Annotated in this window: 18 protein-coding genes and 1 pseudogene; 15 read left to right on the top strand and 4 right to left on the bottom strand. The window is 58.8% G+C overall.

Annotated elements, in window-relative coordinates:
* Positions 1-103: 103 nt before the first annotated feature.
* The 12 genes from A3220_RS06915 (at position 104) to lpxL (ending at position 10,718) form a co-directional block, all read left to right on the top strand.
* On the top strand, positions 104-1,252 hold the full coding sequence (locus tag A3220_RS06915; RefSeq protein WP_062374010.1) for a GNAT family N-acetyltransferase: 1,149 nt from the start codon (positions 104-106) through the stop codon (positions 1,250-1,252).
* Between the two features lie 82 nt (positions 1,253-1,334).
* Positions 1,335-1,697, top strand: a complete 363-nt coding sequence (ftsB, locus tag A3220_RS06910) for a cell division protein FtsB (protein WP_044630252.1) — start codon at positions 1,335-1,337, stop codon at positions 1,695-1,697.
* A complete protein-coding gene (gene ispD / locus A3220_RS06905; protein ID WP_044630251.1) occupies positions 1,694-2,404 on the top strand; it encodes a 2-C-methyl-D-erythritol 4-phosphate cytidylyltransferase in 711 nt (236 codons plus the stop codon). Before ftsB ends, ispD begins: the two co-directional genes overlap by 4 nt.
* A complete protein-coding gene (gene ispF, locus A3220_RS06900; RefSeq protein WP_062360982.1) occupies positions 2,404-2,892 on the top strand; it encodes a 2-C-methyl-D-erythritol 2,4-cyclodiphosphate synthase in 489 nt (162 codons plus the stop codon). The genes ispD and ispF overlap by 1 nt, the downstream gene beginning before the upstream one ends.
* Entirely contained in the window at positions 2,885-3,925 is a 1,041-nt protein-coding gene (locus A3220_RS06895; RefSeq protein ID WP_062374005.1) for a tRNA pseudouridine(13) synthase TruD, read from the top strand. The genes ispF and A3220_RS06895 overlap by 8 nt, the downstream gene beginning before the upstream one ends.
* Positions 3,926-3,946: 21 nt before the next feature.
* Positions 3,947-4,693: a 5'/3'-nucleotidase SurE gene (surE, locus tag A3220_RS06890; protein ID WP_062374003.1), complete on the top strand. Its 747-nt coding sequence runs from the start codon at positions 3,947-3,949 to the stop codon at positions 4,691-4,693.
* Positions 4,680-5,357, top strand: coding sequence for a protein-L-isoaspartate(D-aspartate) O-methyltransferase (locus A3220_RS06885; RefSeq protein ID WP_054641166.1), 678 nt, complete (start codon positions 4,680-4,682; stop codon positions 5,355-5,357). Before surE ends, A3220_RS06885 begins: the two co-directional genes overlap by 14 nt.
* Positions 5,354-6,319, top strand: coding sequence for a DUF368 domain-containing protein (locus A3220_RS06880; RefSeq protein ID WP_062374000.1), 966 nt, complete (start codon positions 5,354-5,356; stop codon positions 6,317-6,319). The genes A3220_RS06885 and A3220_RS06880 overlap by 4 nt, the downstream gene beginning before the upstream one ends.
* 28 nt (positions 6,320-6,347) lie before the next feature.
* Entirely contained in the window at positions 6,348-7,382 is a 1,035-nt protein-coding gene (locus tag A3220_RS06875) for a peptidoglycan DD-metalloendopeptidase family protein (RefSeq protein ID WP_062373996.1), read from the top strand.
* A gap of 153 nt (positions 7,383-7,535) precedes the next feature.
* Positions 7,536-8,510 (top strand): RNA polymerase sigma factor RpoS, encoded by a 975-nt coding sequence (rpoS, locus tag A3220_RS06870; RefSeq protein ID WP_044630278.1) that lies wholly within the window; start codon positions 7,536-7,538, stop codon positions 8,508-8,510.
* Between the two features lie 180 nt (positions 8,511-8,690).
* Positions 8,691-9,791: an alanine racemase gene (alr, locus tag A3220_RS06865; RefSeq protein WP_062373993.1), complete on the top strand. Its 1,101-nt coding sequence runs from the start codon at positions 8,691-8,693 to the stop codon at positions 9,789-9,791.
* 12 nt (positions 9,792-9,803) lie between these two features.
* Positions 9,804-10,718, top strand: a complete 915-nt coding sequence (gene lpxL / locus A3220_RS06860) for an LpxL/LpxP family Kdo(2)-lipid IV(A) lauroyl/palmitoleoyl acyltransferase (protein ID WP_062373990.1) — start codon at positions 9,804-9,806, stop codon at positions 10,716-10,718.
* A gap of 78 nt (positions 10,719-10,796) precedes the next feature.
* On the opposite strand, the gene speD is transcribed toward lpxL, so the two are convergent.
* From speD to A3220_RS06840, 4 genes and pseudogenes are all read right to left on the bottom strand, one after another.
* A complete protein-coding gene (gene speD, locus A3220_RS06855) occupies positions 10,797-11,591 on the bottom strand; it encodes an adenosylmethionine decarboxylase (RefSeq protein ID WP_062373986.1) in 795 nt (264 codons plus the stop codon).
* Positions 11,592-11,818: 227 nt separating this feature from the next.
* Positions 11,819-12,238 carry an OsmC family protein gene (locus A3220_RS06850; protein ID WP_054641169.1) on the bottom strand — a complete coding sequence of 140 codons (420 nt, stop codon included), beginning with the start codon at positions 12,236-12,238 and terminating at the stop codon, positions 11,819-11,821.
* 94 nt (positions 12,239-12,332) lie between these two features.
* Positions 12,333-12,995, bottom strand: a complete 663-nt coding sequence (gene murU, locus A3220_RS06845; RefSeq protein ID WP_062361000.1) for an N-acetylmuramate alpha-1-phosphate uridylyltransferase MurU — start codon at positions 12,993-12,995, stop codon at positions 12,333-12,335.
* Positions 12,992-14,001: pseudogene (locus tag A3220_RS06840) on the bottom strand (phosphotransferase). Before A3220_RS06840 ends, murU begins: the two are co-directional and overlap by 4 nt.
* Positions 14,002-14,071: 70 nt before the next feature.
* On the opposite strand from A3220_RS06840, the gene A3220_RS06835 reads away from it, so the two are divergent.
* The 3 genes from A3220_RS06835 to pdxA are packed head-to-tail and all read left to right on the top strand — an operon-like array spanning position 14,072 to position 18,640.
* Positions 14,072-16,519 (top strand): LPS-assembly protein LptD, encoded by a 2,448-nt coding sequence (locus A3220_RS06835; RefSeq protein WP_062373982.1) that lies wholly within the window; start codon positions 14,072-14,074, stop codon positions 16,517-16,519.
* A 37-nt stretch (positions 16,520-16,556) separates the two neighbouring features.
* A complete protein-coding gene (locus A3220_RS06830) occupies positions 16,557-17,597 on the top strand; it encodes a peptidylprolyl isomerase (RefSeq protein ID WP_062373978.1) in 1,041 nt (346 codons plus the stop codon).
* Complete coding sequence (gene pdxA, locus A3220_RS06825; RefSeq protein ID WP_044629673.1) at positions 17,597-18,640, top strand: 4-hydroxythreonine-4-phosphate dehydrogenase PdxA; 1,044 nt, start codon at positions 17,597-17,599, stop codon at positions 18,638-18,640. The genes A3220_RS06830 and pdxA overlap by 1 nt, the downstream gene beginning before the upstream one ends.
* The last annotated feature ends 5 nt before the right edge of the window (positions 18,641-18,645 follow it).

Below are 18,645 nucleotides of genomic sequence, written 5' to 3'. Positions count from 1 at the left end.
GTCCAAAAGATCGTAAGCAAAACAAGGTGGTTGGTACGCTGTCATGGCCTTGATGGTACAGTAAACGATTCACAACCTATGCCAGTGTGCCATGGGAGATGTTATGCGTTCACGCTCGCTGTCCCTTACCATTCTACCTGCGATTGATACCGTTGCGGCAAGCCAGTGGGATGCGCTGGTGAGTGAAGAGCAGCCCTTTTTACGCCATGCCTTTTTGGCTGCACTTGAAGCGAGCGGTTCGGTGGGTGCAGCTACTGGCTGGGTGCCTTGCCATTTATGCGTTTGGCAAGATTCCCGATTGGTCGGGGCGCTGCCCATGTACCGCAAGGACCACTCCTATGGCGAATATGTGTTTGATTGGGGGTGGGCGGAGGCGCTGGAGCGGGCAGGTGGCGACTACTACCCCAAAGGGCTAAGCGCTATTCCTTTTACGCCCGCGCCTGGCCCCCGAGCACTGATAGCCGCGAATACCGATACTGCCGCTGTCCGTGAGCAGTTAGCCATCGGTTGGAAACAGCAGTGCGATGAGGTGGGGCTTTCCAGTTGGCACTTGCTGTTTGCCGAGGAGCCAGAGGTCGAGGCGTGGCAGCGCCAGTGTCCTGAGCTAATTGCGCGAGAAGGGGTACAGTTTCAGTGGCGAGACCGAGGTGTCGGCGATTTTGACGGCTTTTTAGCTAGTCTGACCTCAAAGCGTCGCAAAATGATAAAGCGTGAGCGGCGGTTAGTCGCTGATCAGGGCCTTACGCTGCATCGTCTGGAAGGTGCTGCGATTAGTGATGTCGATATGGCGCACTTCTATCGCTGCTACACCATTACATATCATGAGCGTGGCCGACCACCCTATCTTAATCACGTCTTCTTTGAACGCTTACGCCAAGTAATGCCCGAGGCGCTGATGTTGGTGCAGGTGCGTTTGGAGGGCAGGCCCGTGGCCGCTGCGCTCTATTTTCGCGGTGCACACACTCTTTATGGACGCTACTGGGGCAGTGAAATCATCGCGGACTGCCTGCATTTCGAAGCCTGCTACTACCAAGGTATCGACTACTGCCTAGCCAAGGGGCTAACCCTATTTGACCCTGGCACCCAGGGCGAGCATAAACTGGTAAGGGGCTTTGCACCGCAGCGGGTTCGCTCGCTGCACTATGTGGCCCATCCAGGGCTTGCCGCAGGGGTCGCGCAGTTTTGCCAAGAAGAGGCTGCCCATATCATGGCCTATCGCCGTGCCGCCGAAGATGCCTTACCGTTTAAATAATTCCCACAGCGCTGCGGCTCGCTGCCTATCGCCCTTAATGGCATAATGCGCGCCGTTCTCGCTTTCACAAAGGATCTCTGTGATGCACAAATGGCTTGTGGTGATACTGCTTGCCGCTCTGGGATTGCTGCAGTACCAGCTGTGGCTGGGAAACGGCGGCTGGCAAGACCTCCAGGAGGTAGAGCAACGCGTTGCCGTGCAGGAAGCCGATAACGTGCCAATGCGTGAGCGCAATGCAAGGCTCGCAGCGGAAGTCACTGACTTAAAAACGGGACTCGATGCCATTGAAGAGCGCGCCCGTAGCGATATGGGAATGGTGCGCACCGATGAACAATTTTATTGGGTGCCCGGTGTTGCCATCAAAAACGAGCTAGTGGGAATCAATGCGGGGCTGGTTTCCCTGCCTGGAGCTATACCACCGAGCAGTGAAGGCGCCGCAGAATGAGTAACACACTATGGCTCGTCGTTCCTGCAGCGGGGCAGGGCAGACGTATGGGGGCCGATAAGCCTAAACAGTATTTGACGTTGAACAATCAGCCCATTCTGGCCCACACCTTGGCAAGGCTTCACGCCGCTTTTCCGCAGGCGCGGTTGGTACTTTGCCTAGACAGCGACGACCGCTGGTTCGACCCCACCTGGGTGCCTTTTGCGCAGTGGCAGCGTGTGTCAGGCGGTGCCGAGCGTATGCATAGCGTATTAAACGCTTTGCAAGCGATGACCGCCGAGGGCTCAGACCTCGTGATGGTGCACGATGTCGCGCGTCCGTGCATTACTCGTGATGATCTCCACGCGCTCTATCAAGCAGCGCAGACACACTCAGGCGGTGCGCTTCTGGCAATGCCGGTGGCGGATACCATGAAGCGCGATAACGGTGACCAGCTCAGCCAAATTACCGAACCGCGGGATGGTCTATGGCACGCGCTAACGCCACAGAGTTTCCGTTACTCGCTGCTGCGCCATGCGCTTGAGCAGGCTCAGCAAACCGGCACGGTGGTCACTGATGAAGCCTCGGCGGTAGAAGCGCTGGGCGAGGCACCACGGCTAGTGAGCGGACGCCGAGATAATCTAAAAGTGACCCACCCTGACGACTTAGCCCTGGCGGCTGCCATTCTGGCCGCCCAGTCGGCAACCGCCAGCAACAGGAGTACCTAATGAGAATTGGCCACGGTTTTGACGTGCACCGCTTTGGGCCAGGTGACCATTTAATGATTGGCGGCGTTAAGCTGCCGTTTGACCACGGTTTTGTGGCCCACTCTGATGGCGACGTACTGCTCCACGCGATCAGCGATGCGCTACTGGGTGCCTGTGCGCTGGGGGATATCGGCCGTCACTTCCCGGATACCGACCCCGCCTGGGCTGGTGCTGACAGCCGTGGCCTGCTGCGCCATGTGGTAACCCTGGTGCGTAGCGAGGGGTATCGCGTGGTGAATCTGGATGCAACGTTAATGGCCCAGGCGCCCAAAATGGCTCCCCATATTGACGCTATGCGCGCCGTCATCGCTGAAGATTTAGGAATTAGTCTTGGCCAGGTAAACGTCAAAGCCACCACTACTGAGCGCCTTGGCTTCACCGGGCGCGGTGAAGGCATTGCCGCAGAGGCGGTGGTACTGCTGACGGCCCCAGAGGCGCTGAATGCTTAACCTACCCCCATGGCAGCGTAGCCTAACGCCCGCTTTCGGCGTGCCCGCGCCAGGGCAGTACCGTGCTCAGCCGGAAGACTTTATCGTCGATGAGCAGCTTGATTTTACCCCGGAAGCTCATGGTGAACACCTGTGGCTGCGGCTTGAAAAGCGTAACCAAACCACGTTAGATATGGTGAAACAGCTAAGCCGACTGTGTGGCGTCACGCCTAGAGATATTGGCTATTCCGGCATGAAAGATCGGGTCGCGGTGGCTCGCCAATGGTTAAGCGTCCATTTGCCAGGGCGCGATGCCCCGGCGGATTTGTCGGCTTTTTTGGCAGCGCTGGGGGTTACGGTACTTGAGCAGGCACGCCACCCACGTAAGCTAAAGCGGGGCGTGCATCGCACTAACCACTTTACGCTACGCCTGAGCGGTGAGGCCGTTCAGTCGGCCGATTTTTTGCCGCGCTGGGAAACGCTCTGCGCCCAGGGCGTGCCCAACTATTTCGGCCATCAGCGCTTTGGCGCAGGGGCGCGCAACTTACAGCGTGCCGCCGCCGTGCTGGCGAAAGGCTGGCGCAAGCGCGACGACCGGCAGGGCATGATGCTCTCCACCGCTCGCAGCTTTTTATTCAATGAGCTGCTTAGCGCGCGGCTGCAGGATGGTAACTGGTGCCAGCCCATCGCTGGGGATGCTCTCATGCTTGATGGCACCCAAAGTGTGTTTGGCATTGAGGCGGTGGAGGAGAGTTTGGTGGAGCGCGCCGCTGCGCTAGACGTTCACCCAACCGGCGTGCTGTGGGGCGTTGGCCGCTCGGCTGAAGGAGATGCTGGGGCTTATGAAGCGCAGCTCGCCGCTCAGCACCCTGCGCTGTGTGAAGGGCTTGAAAAGAGCGGCGTCAGGCGCGGGCAGCGTGCGCTACGTGCCCGGCTTATTGCGCCGCAAATAACCTTCGATGCAGACGCCGTGCTACTCTCGTTTGCCCTGCCGCGAGGCAGCTTTGCCACGGCGGTCATTGGCGAGTTAATTCATCATCCCGACACGGCTTAACGCTGAGGTGAGGAGATTCTGATGCGGCGACTGCTGCTTTCCAACGATGACGGTGTTCACGCCCCCGGCCTTAGAGCGCTTTACGAGGCACTAACACCCCACGCTAACCTACGCGTGGTTGCCCCTGACCGTGACCGCAGCGGGGCCAGTAATTCGCTGACGCTATCGCGTCCGCTTGCGCTGACGGCGTTAGACAACGGCTTTTATAGTGTGGACGGCACTCCGGCCGACTGCGTCTATTTAGGCGTGAATGGGATGTGGGACGAGCGTCCTGATTTGGTCATTTCAGGGATTAACCATGGCAGTAACCTCGGTGATGACGTGCTTTATTCAGGCACGGTCGCCGCCGCGATGGAGGGGCGTAATCTAGGTATGACGGCGATTGCCATGTCGCTGTGCGGCGCCCACCATTTTGCGACGGCAGCCCAGTTTGCCGCGAGCCTCATCGGTGCCGCTGATCAACTCTCACTGCCGCCTCGTACGCTGCTGAATGTGAACGTCCCTGACCTGCCCTGGGAAAAAATCAAAGGTGTTAAAGTTACCCGCTTGGGCTACCGCGGCCCAGCCGAAAAGCCTGTGCCGGTGCAAGACCCCCGGGGCCGTACCCGCTACTGGATTGCCCCGGTGGCGGCTAACGCTGACGACGGTGAAGATACCGACTTTGCGGCCATCGAAGCAGGTTATGTATCGATTACGCCACTGCAAACTGATTTAACGCGCCACTCCGCGCGTCGTGATGTGCAGGACTGGTTGGATGCCTTTGCCTGAGCTATCTCCTGGTGAGCGGCGCGGCCGTGGAATGACTTCCCAGCGCACCCGTGACCGTATGATCAAGCGCCTGATTCAACAAGGCGTGCGTAACCAGTGCGTGTTAGACGTGATGGCCAGCGAGCCGCGTCATCTGTTTGTCGATGAAGCGCTCGCTCATCGCGCCTATGAAGATACCGCTCTACCCATTGGTTTTGGTCAAACGCTTTCCCAGCCGCTAACCGTCGCGCGCATGACCGAGCTGGTACTTCGCGCGTCGCCCCAGCGCGTGCTGGAAGTGGGGACTGGTTCAGGTTATCAAACGCTGATTTTGTCGCGCCTAGTAGAAACGCTTTACTCCGTGGAGCGAATCTATACGCTGCACGAGCGAGCAGCAGAGCGGCTATGGCGGCTAGGTGCCCCAGCGACATTAGCTGTGGCCGACGGCAGCGAAGGCTGGCCGGAAGCTGCGCCCTTTGACGTTATTTTGCTCACGGCCTGCGCGCAAACGCTGCCGGAAGTATTACTTGAACAGCTGAGTTATGACGGTGTGCTTATTGCACCGCTGGAAGAGTCAGATGGCAGTCAGTGGCTTACCCAAATTAAGCGTATTGGCTCTGCCTTTGAAAAACGCAGGCTTGAACCCGTGCGTTTTGTACCCCTATTGCAAGGAGTGGTGGATTGAAGCGTCGACCCATAGGACTGTTTTTAAAAGGCGCCGGGATGGGCGCTGCCGATGCAGTACCTGGCGTATCGGGAGGCACGATTGCCTTTATTACCGGTATTTATGAAGAGTTAATTAACACTATTAAACAGTTTGGGCCTAGCGCCTTTGGTGCTTGGCGTCGCGGGGGCTGGGTGGGCTTAAGTCGGCACCTGAACTTGGCGTTTCTAATACCGCTACTGCTGGGTGTTGCGGTCAGTTTGGTGAGCGTGGCTCACTTAGCGCTGTGGCTAATGGAGGCGCAACCGCTGCTATTGGAGGGGTTCTTTTTCGGGCTTGTAGCGGCCTCGGCACTGGTGGTCGGGCAGGCTGGAGAACGATGGAAAATTTGGTACTTGCTGCCGCTGGCGATTGGGTTAATGTTAGCCAAATTGCTTCCCGGCATGATGCCGCTGGTGCTGATGATTGGCAATGAAGCGCTGGTAGTCATAGTAGCTGGCGCTATCGCGATTAGTGCGATGCTGCTGCCCGGCGTATCCGGCAGCTTTTTATTGCTCACGATGGGGCTCTACGGCACCATCATGGGGGCTATTCGCAGCTTCGATCTTGGCATTATCATGCTGTTTGGAATGGGGTGCATCATCGGGTTGGCGCTCTCTTCACGACTGCTTTCGTGGCTATTGCGGCGCTACCATGGCGCGACACTACAGCTATTGTTGGGCTTTATTGTTGGCTCGCTACCGGTTCTCTGGCCCTGGCGTGAGCTGTTACGCTACCAGCTAGGCCCCGATGGGCAAATGATTCCGCTGGATTATCGCTATCTATTACCCAGCGATTACGCCGTGCTGACAGGGGCGTCGGCACAGGTAACTGGCGTGATAACGTTGATGGTCGTCGGTGCGCTACTCGTCGTAGCGCTCAACCGTCGTGCGGCCACTCATGCCCAGCATCACTCGACAGATAATCGTTCCATTGATCGTTAGCACGGCGTTGAACAGGAGTAGGGTTTCCATGCGTAAGGTTTTTATGATGACGGTGCTTGCACTGGCGGTGAGTGGCTGTGCCAGTCAGCAGTCCAACACCCCCCAGGTGCGCGATTTGAGCGACGCACGCCGTGCGGTGGAAAACTCACCACAGTACACCGTTAAAGCAGGCGATACGCTCTATGGCATCGCGTGGCAGCACAATCTGGACTATCGCCAGCTCGCCGCCATCAACAATATCGATGCGCCTTACCAAATTTATCCTGGTCAAACCATCGCTTTGCGTGAAGGCACGGGAGGTATGTCGACTTCGTCTGGCGACAACGCGTCACCCGCTTCGACCAGCGGTGCCGTTGCTACGGGGCTGCAACCACAAGCCACTGCCGTGGCAAGCAATGACCAGGAGCTCGACTGGCTGCTGCCGGACGAGAGTGCCATCGAGCGCAACCAGCGCCTAACCGCCGAGCGGGCTGAGCGCACGGCGGTGGAAGCATCCCAGCAGGTAGCTGCCGCTGCTAATGCCCCGGTTGAATCCACTAATCAACAGCCGCCAGCCCAGCCCGCGCAGGAGCCAGCGCCCACGCCTGAACCGACCCCAGAACCGGAACCTGCCGCTGAGCCGGAACCTGCCGCTCAGCCCACTCAAACCGTCCGCACCGATCGCTCGTCGCGTACCTTTACGCCTGCCGAAAACATCGATTGGCAATGGCCAACCGATGGTCAGGTCATCGGTGAGTTTGGGCAGGGAGGCAGCATTACAGCAGGGATTGATATCGCTGGGCAAAAGGGGCAACCTATTCGTGCAGCAGGCCCTGGTATTGTGGTCTATGCCGGTAGCGGTGTACGTGGCTACGGTAACCTAATACTACTGAAACATAACGATCAGTTTCTCAGCGCGTATGCACATAATGATAGTTTAAGCGTCAAAGAGAATGATGTCGTCGAGGCAGGTGAAGTGATTGCCACGATGGGCAATAGCGATGCAGATGCCATCAAACTGCATTTTGAGGTGCGCCGCGATGGTCAGCCGCAAAATCCGTTGGACTATCTGCCATCGCGCTAGTCATTACCTAGCAGGTGTAACGTGTCAAGCCTGCTAGGGCAACCCGCATAGCTGAATTAGAGCGTCATATAACAATAAGGTGTATGCGCACAGGGAGTGCGACCACCCTTACTTTTCTAAATGGCGGTTAGGCGAGACAACGGGGGTATGACCATGAGTATGCTGGAGAAGGACCTACAGGAGATTGACCTGGATGAGGTTGAAGAGGCGTTAGATGACGCCGACGACGACGCCACGGCAGAGGAGGAAGCGTTTGAAAAAGCGCTGGGCCGTGAAGACCGTCAATCGACTCAAAGCTTGGATGCGACACAGATCTACCTTAACGAAATTGGCTTTTCTCCGCTGCTGACGCCGGAAGAAGAAGTTTACTATGGCCGCCTAGCGCGTAAAGGCGATGCGCTTGGCCGCTCAAGGATGATTGAGTCTAACCTGCGTCTAGTGGTCAAGATTGCCAGACGCTACCTGAACCGAGGCTTAACGCTGCTCGATTTAATCGAGGAAGGTAATCTTGGTTTGATTCGGGCGGTGGAGAAGTTTGACCCCGAACGGGGCTTCCGCTTCTCTACTTACGCCACGTGGTGGATTCGCCAAACGATAGAGCGTGCGCTGATGAACCAGACGCGTACTATTCGTCTGCCGATTCACGTGGTGAAAGAGCTCAACATTTATCTGCGTGCTGCCCGTGAGCTGACTCAAAAGCTGGATCACGAAGCTACCGCCGAAGAGATCGCTGAGCATCTTGATAAACCGGTCGAGACAGTTAAGAAAATGCTGGGGCTTAACGAGCGGGTGTCGTCGGTGGATTCTCCCATGGGCGGCGACAGCGATAAGCCGCTGATTGATACGCTCACCGACGATGAGGTGCTGGGGCCGGAAGCGTGCTTGGTAGATGGCGACGTGCGCGAACACGTAGACCACTGGCTGGATGAGCTAAGCGAAAAACAGCGCGAAGTCGTGGTACGCCGTTTCGGTTTACGCGGTCACGAGGCAGCAACGCTGGAAGAAGTGGGTGCCGAGATTGGCCTAACGCGGGAGCGCGTTCGACAAATTCAGGTAGAAGCGTTAAAGAAGCTGCGCCGCTCCCTGGAAAAACAGGGGCTTTCCCTCGACGCGATTTTCGAGAGTTAATTCCGGGTCGAGAGTTAAACCAGCTGCTTCCGACAAGCCCAACGGAAGTATTAAATAGCGCACCGAGTTATCTGCTCGGTGCGCTGTTTTTAGGGCGAACCATTTTCATTCATACATTACTGAGTGACTCCGCTCAGTCCGGCAAGTACGCCGGTCAGTGACCTAGTAAGTGAGAGAGCCATGCGCCCGTTAGTGGCCCATATTGATTTGGACGCGCTGCGTCACAACTATCAACTGGCGTGCCGCTGCGCCCCGCAAAGCCGCTCAGTTGCCGTCATTAAAGCCGATGCCTACGGCCACGGTGCACTGGCTTGTGCCCGAGCCTTAGAAACTGCCGTTCCAGCATTTGCAGTGGCCTGTATCGAAGAGGCGCTGAGCCTGCGCGAAGGAGGCATCAAAGCGCCCATTGTGCTGCTAGAGGGTATTTTCAGTGCCGATGAGCTGGCGCTGGTCGATCAGCACCGTTTATGGATCAGTGTGCACAGTGCGTGGCAGGTCGAAGCGCTGCTGGCGTATTCGCCACGGCAGCCTATTCCTGTTTGGTTAAAGGTGGATTCGGGGATGCACCGTTTGGGGTTCTCGCCGGAGGAAGCGACCAGTGTTTGGCAGCGTTTGGTGGATGCGCCGCAGGTAACGGCGCTGCATCTGATGAGCCACTTTGCCACCGCCGATGCGAAAGATCCTAGCTACTTCAACCGCCAGATGAATACGCTAAAAGCGCTGGCTGCCAAGCTGAAGGCACCGCTGTGTCTGGCCAACTCCCCGGCGACGCTGGCATGGCCTGCCGCACATGGCGACTGGAATCGCCCCGGCGTGATGCTCTATGGCAGCGACCCGCTGGAAGTGCCCAACGAGATCGCCCAGCAGCTACGCCCGGTGATGACATTACGCTCAGAAATTATTGCGTTGCGCGAGTTGGCGGAGGGGGATCAGGTGGGCTATAGCGGCCGCTGGAAGGCCAAGAGACCCTCTAAAATTGCCGTAGTCGCCGCAGGTTATGGCGATGGCTATGATCGCCACGCGGTCGACGGCACGCCGGTGCTAGTCAATGGGCAGCGCTGCCCCATTGCCGGTAAGGTCTCGATGGATATGCTGACGGTGGACGTTACCGACGTGCCTGATGCCGCGATTGGCAGTGAAGTGGTGCTATGGGGAGCAGCTAGCAATGGCAGTGTGCTGCCGGTGGACGAGGTGGCCCGCTACTGCGATACCATCAGCTATACGCTGCTGACCGGTGTGCTTCCCAGGGCTCCTCGGCGCTATCATGGGGCTCACGTTTAAACGGTTATCTGTATGTCAAAAGCGTCTTATCCGCGCTCCTTTGCGCACCCTCGCTACTGGCCGACATGGCTGGCGATTGGCCTAATGTATGTGGCCGCGTGGCTCCCCTGGCGGTTGAAGCTATGGGTAGGTAAAGCGATTGGCCTGCTGGCGTGGCGCTTCGTGAAGCGTCGTCGGCACATCACCGCCACGAACATCGCGCTCTGCTTTCCAGAAAAAAGCGCCGACGAGCAGCGTCAACTGGTCAAAGAGACATTCATTGCCAACGGGATCGGTTTGGTTGAAACCGCAACTGGCTGGTGTCGTGATGCCGAAGGGCTGCGTCATCGAGTGGCCTATCACGGCCAAGAGCACCTTGCACGCGCTAAAGCCCAGGGCAAAGGCGTGCTGGTGGTGGGTATCCACTTTTCGACGCTGGACTTAGGCGGGGCGTTGCACTCGCTGTTCTTCCCGGCAGATGTGGTTTACCGCCCCCATAACAACCCGCTGTTCGAGCGATTTATGACCCGAGCACGTTCACGCATCTTTGGCCAAGCCATTGATCGCCATGACCTGCGCGGCGTGGTGCGCCGCATCAAAGCGGGGCACATCGTGTGGTACTCACCGGATCAGGATTTTGGCCGCGATGTGAGCGTCTTTGCGCCGCTATTTGGTCAGCAAGCGGCGACGATTCGTCTTACGGCCAAAATTGCCCGCATGACGGGCGCCCCTGTGGTGCCGCTTATGTTCCACCGTAATCCGGATAATCGCACCTACACCATTGAGTGTTTGCCCGCCTTTGAAGATTTCCCCAGCGGCGATGAACTGGCCGATGCTGCGCGGGTAAATGCGTTTATTGAGCGGGCGATTCGCAAGCACCCCGAGCAGTACCTATGGCTGCATCGACGCTTTAAAACCCGTCCTGAGGGCGAGGCAGGTTTTTACTAGCCGTATCAACAAAGCGCATAAAAAAAGCTGCCCGCGGGCAGCTTTTCGTTGGCTTGATAGCTTGCTTAAGGCAACGCCTTAATCGAGATTACGGGAGTAGAAGATCTCCAGCATCTCTTTACGTAGGCGGCTTTCGATATCCCGCGCTTCTTCGAAGGTGATGTCGCGGCGCGACGTGCCGAACAGGTAGTTATCCAGTTCGAAGTCTTTCAGCAGCATCTTGGTGTGGAACATGTTCTCTTGATACACGTTCACGTCGATCATCTGATAGGCCTGCTTGGTGTCTTCCGCCAAGTAGTCCTGGATCGAGGTGATGTCGTGGTCAATAAACAGCTTTTTGCCATCCACATCCCGCGTAAAGCCGCGCACGCGGTAATCCATGGTCACGATATCGGAATCAAAACTATGGATCAGGTAGTTCAGCGCTTTCAGCGGGCTGATATGCCCACAGGTCGAGACATCGATATCCAGACGGAAGGTACTGATGCCGTTGTCAGGGTGCGACTCCGGGTAGCTGTGTACCGTCACATGGCTCTTATCCAGGTGGGCCACCACGGTTTCCGGTAGCGGGCCTGGGCCTGGTTCGATTTGCCCTGCGGTTGGCTCATCCAGCTCGTGTTCGGCGATCAGGATGGTCACACTCGCGCCATGCGGCTCATAATCCTGACGCGAGATGTTCAGTACATGAGCGCCAATGATGTTGGTGACGTCTTTCAGGATCTGCGTCAAACGTTCGGCGTTGTAAAGCTCATCGATATAGTCGATATAAGCCGCACGCTGCTCTTCGGTTTTGGCGTAACAGATGTCGTAAATATTGAAGCTCAAAGAGCTGGTCAGGTTGTTGAACCCGTGGAGTCGGAGATTATCTGACACTTCCGAACCTCCCTATGGCAGATGAGGACACCCCGACGAGCCAGCGCCGGAACCGATAAACACTTGTCACCGTGCTAACGCAGCCGCCGTGAAGACGACCCCGCACTACGCAGTAAAGGGAAAAACAAGCGGGCGTATTATGCCCGCCCAGGGCGTGGCTTGCATCCAGTCACGCCATTTTTTTGATGCTGCAGCGTCACCCGCGTGGCCAGCCGACCCATGACGGCTCAAGCTTCGCGGATCTCATAGGAGTGAGTGATCTCAACGCCGCCTTTGACCAGCATGATAGAAGCGCTGCAGTATTTCTCTGCCGATAGTTCCACAGCCCGCTGAACCTGCTTCTCTTTTAAGCCACGACCAGTGACCACAAAGTGGACGTGGATCTTGGTGAACACGGACGGCACTTCATCGGCGCGCTCGGCGTCCAGCTCGGCAACGCAGTCGGTGACCTCTGCGCGGGCCTTATCAAGAATGTTCAAGATATCAAAGGCGGTGCAACTGCCCATGCCCATCAACAGCATTTCCATCGGCCGAGGGCCGGTGTTGCGACCGCCGTGGTCGGGTGGGCCATCAATCACAACGCTGTGTCCGCTACCGGATTCCGCTACAAACTGGCGGCCATCGGTCCATTTTACCCGTGCTTTCACGTTGCTCTCCTCATCTTGGCGACGAAAGGTAAGTCGCGCAGCATAACATTTCTAGAAGGCAACGCACGGCTTCATCGTGCGCTGCCAGCTGGTATCAGGCTGATTGAAGGTGCCTATCAAGCTCGGCCAGTCGTTCAGGCGTGCCCACATCGACCCAGTGGCCCGCAAAGTGCTCGCCGCTAACGCGGTGCTCTGCCATGGCCCGTTTCAGTAGTGGGGCCAGGGCGAAGGCGCCGGCAGGTTCAAAGGCGACCAGTTCAGGGCGTATCAAACTGATGCCTGCAAAGGTGAAGCGAGCCTCCCCGTGTGGTGAAACGCGCCCCTGGCGAAGTGAAAAATCGCCTTCAGGGTGATGGGCAGGGTTATCCACCAATACCAGATGCGCCAAATCACCTGCTGCCAGCGTGGAAGCACTCGGTAGGTAGTCACACCACACATCACCATTGACCAGTAAGAACGGCGCATCGCCCAGCAGCGGTAGTGCCTGTTGAATACCACCGCCGGTCTCAAGCGGGCTAGCCTCCTGGCTCCAGTGAATGCGCATTTGGTAGGCCGAGCCATCGCCCAGTGCAGAGATAATTTGCTCGGCACGGTAGCTCACGTTAATGACCACTTCATTAATGCCAGCACGCTTTAAACGCTCCAAGTGGTGCACGATCAGCGGTTTGCCCGCCACGGGCAGCAATGGTTTAGGGCAGTGGTCGGTGAGTGGGCGCATCCGTTTGCCCAGGCCTGCCGCCAAAATCATCGCCTTCATGGAGCGTCCTCTTCCAGGCGCTGCATGATCGCCGGGCGCAGCACGCCCGTTACCCAGTCGGCAAACTCGCGGTGTTGGGGCAGGGCCGCTAGGCTATCTTCCAGGTGCGCCAAAAAGTGGGGCAGGCGGGCTAAATAGCCTTCTTTGCTGTCGCGCAGCGTCAACCGACAAAAGATGCCCAGCACTTTCAGCGAGCGCTGTGCGGCCATGGCGTGGCACTGCGCTAAAAAGTTTCCTCGCTGACCGAGCGGGTCAGGCGACCCTCTTGCCGCGCCTGCTGATAGAAAGCGCCGACGAAGGAGGCAAACTGGTCAGCGCTAAAACGGCAGTAGCGGCCCCGCAGTAGCGAAATAACGTCGTAGCTGAGCGGGCCTGCCACGGCGTCCTGGAAGTCGATCATGTAAAGCGTTTGATCGTGCAGCATCAGGTTCATGGCATCGAAATCGCGGTGGACGCTCACCACCGGCTGCGCTAATGCATGCTCTATCAATTTATCGCGTACTGCCTCCCAGCTATCGGGAACTGATAGCGACAGCCAGCGCCCCAGGCACCACTCGGGAAATAGGTCCAGCTCCCGGCCAAGCAGGGCGGCATCGTAATCAGGCAGGGCGGCCGGGTTAGTGCGGTTTTGCAACTGGGCAATGAGAGCGAGTGCGTCTAGATGGCTCTGCTCCGTGCGGGCCGGGTCGGTAAAGGTAGCCTGCAGTGGTGTGTCACCCAAGTCATCAAGCAGCAAAAAACCAGCGTCTAAGTCGCTGGCGTGAATGTAAGGCACAGGCAGCCCGGCGGCGTGCCAGCGCTGGCCGATAGCCACAAACGGCGCCGAGTCCTCCTGTGCCGGAGGTGCATCCATTACGATTTGGGTGTTGCCATCCGGTAGCGTTAGTCGAAAATAGCGCCTAAAACTGGCGTCACCGCCCGCAGCAGAGAGGCGAATGGTGGCGCTATCAAGGCCGTGGTGTTGCGCCGCCCACTGAGTGAGGGCGTCAATCCGAGAAGAGGACATGCAAGCTCCTTGCTGGTCGGGCATCATGCGGGCTGTATAATACCGATTCTGGATGCCAAGGATAACGAACATGGGCAAGCGAATCTCGCGCACCGTACCGGTTGCGCATACGCTGCTGGGCAGTTTGCTCGCTGGCGCCTCGTTTTCAGCGGTGGCGCAGGACCAAACCCTGCCCGCAGAAGCGCTGGACTGGCAGGCCTGGAGCCAAGACGAAGCGCCGCAACAGCTATGTCGGGGGCGCTATGTGATGCCCGCCTACCGCTTGCCAGCGGAAGAGAACCCGGAAACGCTCTCGGTAGAAACCCGGGAAGTGGATTACGCCGCAGACGGTGAAGCCCTGCTGCGTGGCGACGTGGTACTACGCCGGGGCGATACCGAACTGCAGGCAGAGCGCGTCTTTCTACCCGCAGACCGTCAGCAGGTGGATGCTGAGGGCAACCTGGCTATCCGCGATGGACAAGCCCTGGTGCGTGGCGAGCAAGCCACCCTCATGCTGAACGAAGACCGCGCATCGCTGCGTAACAGCCACTATGTGCTCTACGACCAGCACCTGCGCGGCCAGGCCAGCCAGCTAGAGCAGACCGGCGAAAATCAGTACCGCCTTCAGGAGGCCACGTTTACCACCTGTGACCCCGGCGCCAATAGCTGGCAGTTGGTAGGTAGTGATATTCGCCTCGATCAAGCCTCGGGGTTTGGCACTGCCCGCCATGCGCGCCTGGAAGTTAAAGATGTGCCGGTATTTTACTGGCCGTGGCTGCGCTTCCCCATTGATGACCGCCGCCATACCGGGCTGCTCTCGCCGTCAGTGAGCTTCTCAAGCGATGGCTTTGGTTATACCCAGCCTTTCTACTGGAACATTGCACCGAACCAGGATGCCACCATTACCCCGCGCTGGATGTCTGACCGAGGACTGCTGCTCAACGGCGAGTACCGCTACCTGCTGGAAGAGAGCCAAGGCTTGGTCGAGGGCGGTTATCTCGATAGCGACGGCGGCACCAATAGAGGTGACAACCGCTTTGAAGGCGACGACCGCTGGTACATTGATGCCCAGCACGCGGGCACGTTAACGCCCCGCAGTGATTACCGGCTCCGTTACGGCGCCGCCAGCGATGGGCGCTATTTCGACGACTTTGGGGGTGCGTTCGGCAGCGGTGATCGGGTCAGTATGGAGCGCCTGGCGCAGGTGGACTACCGCGGCGAGCGCTGGCAGTTAGACGCCCGTGCCCAGGGCTTCCAACGTTTGGAAGACCCGCTCAGCGATACCGACCGTCCGTTCTACCGCCTGCCGAGTTTGACCGCCAATGCCAACTGGCAGCTAGACAACGGCCTGTATACCCAGTGGCGCTCGAACGCGACCTATTTCTGGCGCGACGTGGATGAGCGGCGAGTTCCGGAGCGCGAGGCGGCCATCGGTTCGCGCCTTCACCTGACGCCTGCGGTGGGCTGGCGCTATGAGCAGCCCTGGGGCTATATCGAGCCACGCACCGAGCTTTGGCACACTGCTTACGAGCTGGATTATGGCGACCGAGTGACCGATCGCACGACCTCACCGACGCGCAGCGTGGCGATCACTTCCATCGACAGCGGCCTGGTATTTGAGCGTGAGCTTGAGCTAGGCGGGCGCGGTTATCGCCAGACGCTTGAACCCCGCGTTAACTATGCCTACGTGCCGCGTACCGACCAGACCCAGCTGCCGGACTTCGATAGCCGTGAACGGGTATTCTCCTGGGATCAGCTCTGGTCCCCGCACCGCTTCTCGGGGGCTGACCGGGTCGGTGATCTGAATCGCGTCTCGTTGGGCGTACAGTCACGCTTGATCGAAGATAGCGCTGGTCGGGACCGACTCACCTTTGGCGTCGGTCAAAGCTACTACTTCTCCGAGCGGCGCATCGATAGCGAAGGCGACCCGGACACGCTGCCGCCGCGCCCCAGCGAAGACCCTTCCGTGAATCCGGAAAGCCGCTATCAGGCCACCCGTGACCGCTCTCCGCTGGTCACTCGCCTGGATTGGCAAATATCGGATCGCTGGAGTACCGGCTACGAATGGCTCTACGATGACGAGCGTGAACAGACCGAGCGCTCCAGTGTGGATGTACGCTATCGCCACCCGGAAGGGCACGTAGTGAACCTTGGCTACCGTTGGGAGATCGAAGGGTTCGATCCGAGCGTGATACCCGGCGACGATGGCTTCCGTAACTACAGTCGCGAAGAGTGGGATCTTTCGCTGGCGTGGAAAGCGAGTCCAAGGATTGATTTGATTGGCCGCTACCTGCACGATCAAACCAACAACCGTCCCCTGGAACAGCTCGCGGGCCTGCAGTGGAACGACTGCTGCTATGGCGTACAGCTGGTATGGCGTGAATGGATCGACGATAACGATACGGCGCGGGTTGGCGATGACTTCAACGACCGCGGGCTATTTTTGCGCTTTGTGTTTCGTGGTCTAGGTGGCGTGGGCCAAGAGGCCGACGGCTACTTTGAACAGGCGATTCCTGGCTACCGCCCCACGCCCTTATGAACGACCACTTTAAAATAGCGACTGAAAGAGACTTTTTATGATGATCAGAAAGACCTTGCTGAGCTGCGCGCTGAAAAAACGGGCAACTAAGCTGTCCGCAGGCAGCATGATGGTGCTTTGCCTGGGCACGAGCGCGGCGCTGGTTCCGCTGACCGTGCATGCGCAAAATTTCGAGTCGGCCCAGCGCCAGCAGTTGGATAGCGTTGTCGCGGTCGTCAATGATGGCGTCATCATGCGCAGCGAGTTGGATGACCGCATTGCCCAGGTGGAGCAGCAAGCAGCGGCTCAGGGCGGCAATTTGCCGCCGCGTAACCAGCTGGCCCAGCAAGTGTTGGAGCGTATGGTCATGGATGAAATCCAGCTGCAAATGGCCCGCCGAGCCAATCTGAGTGTGGATGACACCGAACTCAACCGCCAGTTACGCAGCATTGCCGAATCCAACGGCATGACGCTGGACCAGTTTGCCGATGCGATAGAAGCCGACGGTATGACTCTGGCCGACGTGCGCGAAGACGTACGCCGTGAAATGTTGATGCGTCAAGTACAGCAGCGCCAGATCAGTCAGCGCGTCACGGTCTCCGATCGCGATGTGGAGCGTTTCTTGAGCCAGCAGCCAAGCCAGCAGCAGGGGCAAGCCTTTATCGAAGAGACCCGTGCCCGCCATATCCTGGTGGAACTGACGCCTACGCGTAACGAGAACCAAGCCCGCGCCCGCGCAGAAGAGGCTCGCCAGCGTTTACAGCAGGGCGCAGACTTCGCGTCGGTGGCCCGTGAGTACAGCGACGATCGTGGTAGCGCCATGAACGGCGGCGACCTGGGCTGGGTGCGCCCTGGCCAAACGGTCCCTGCGTTCGAAGAAGCCATGACGTCTCTCAGCCCGAACCAGCTCTCCGAGCCTGTGCGCTCGCAGTTCGGCTATCACGTCATCGAAGTGCTGGAGCGTCGCCGTCAGGACGTGACCGAAGAGAGCCGTCGTGAGCAGGTGCGCCAAGCGATTTTCCAGCGTCGTGCCAACGAAGAGCTGCAAACCTGGCAGCGTGAAATCCGTGAACAGGCCTTCGTGGATATTCGTCTCTAATGACGCGGCCGCTGCTGTTGACCACCGGTGAACCTGCGGGCATCGGGCCAGAGCTTGCGCTGATGCTGGCCGCTCGTGGGCAATTAGCCAACACGGTGGCGGTGGGTGACCCGCAGATGCTGCGCCAGCGCGCCGCGCTGCTCGGGCTGGCCGTAGAGGTCGTCGAGGCCGCGCCGGGTGGCTTGGATATATCCTCTCCAGGGCGTTTGGTGGTGTGGCCCGCCACACTGCGAGCGCCTGCCACGCCTGGGGGGCTCGATCCCGCCAATGCCCGCTACGTGTTGGAGACACTGCAAATTGCCGTAGACGCCTGCCAAGCAGGGCAGGCTGCGGCAATGGTCACCGCGCCGCTGCATAAAGGGGTCATCATCGAAGGGGGCTTTCCCCACTTCACCGGCCATACCGAGTGGTTGCGCGACGCCTGTGGCGTCGATGAGGTGGTGATGCTGCTGGCGACCGATGCCGCGCTGCATGCCAAGAACCCGCTTTGGCAAGGCAGCGGCGATTTGCGCGTGGCGCTGGTGACGACTCATCTGCCGCTGCGTGACGTGGCCGATGCCATCACGTTCGAGCGGGTCACCCAGATTAGCCGCTTACTGGCCGCTGACCTGCGGCGCCAATTTGGCATCTTGAATCCGCGCATTGCGGTGTGCGGCCTCAACCCCCATGCCGGGGAAGAAGGGCATTTGGGGCGCGAAGAGCTGGACACGATCATTCCGGCCCTCGACGCGCTGCGTGCCGACGGGTTGGATATCCAAGGGCCGCTGCCCGCCGATACGCTGTTCACTCCACGCCACCTAGCCGGAGTCGATGCGGTGCTGGCGATGTATCACGACCAGGGCTTGGCAGTGCTAAAATACGCAGGCTTTGGGCAAGCTGCGAATATTACCCTCGGCCTACCGCTGGTACGTACTTCAGTGGACCACGGCACCGCGCTGGATTTGGCGGGCCGCGGCACTGCCGACCCCAACAGCCTGGGCGTCGCGCTATCGCTTGCACAGCGGCTTGCTGCCCAGCGTGCCAGCACCCTGGCCGCTCCATGAATCAA

The organism is Halomonas sp. KX33721, assembly GCF_001596805.1.
GTDB lineage: Bacteria > Pseudomonadota > Gammaproteobacteria > Pseudomonadales > Halomonadaceae > Vreelandella > Vreelandella aquamarina.
This window is presented reverse-complemented; position numbering and strand designations above follow the sequence as displayed.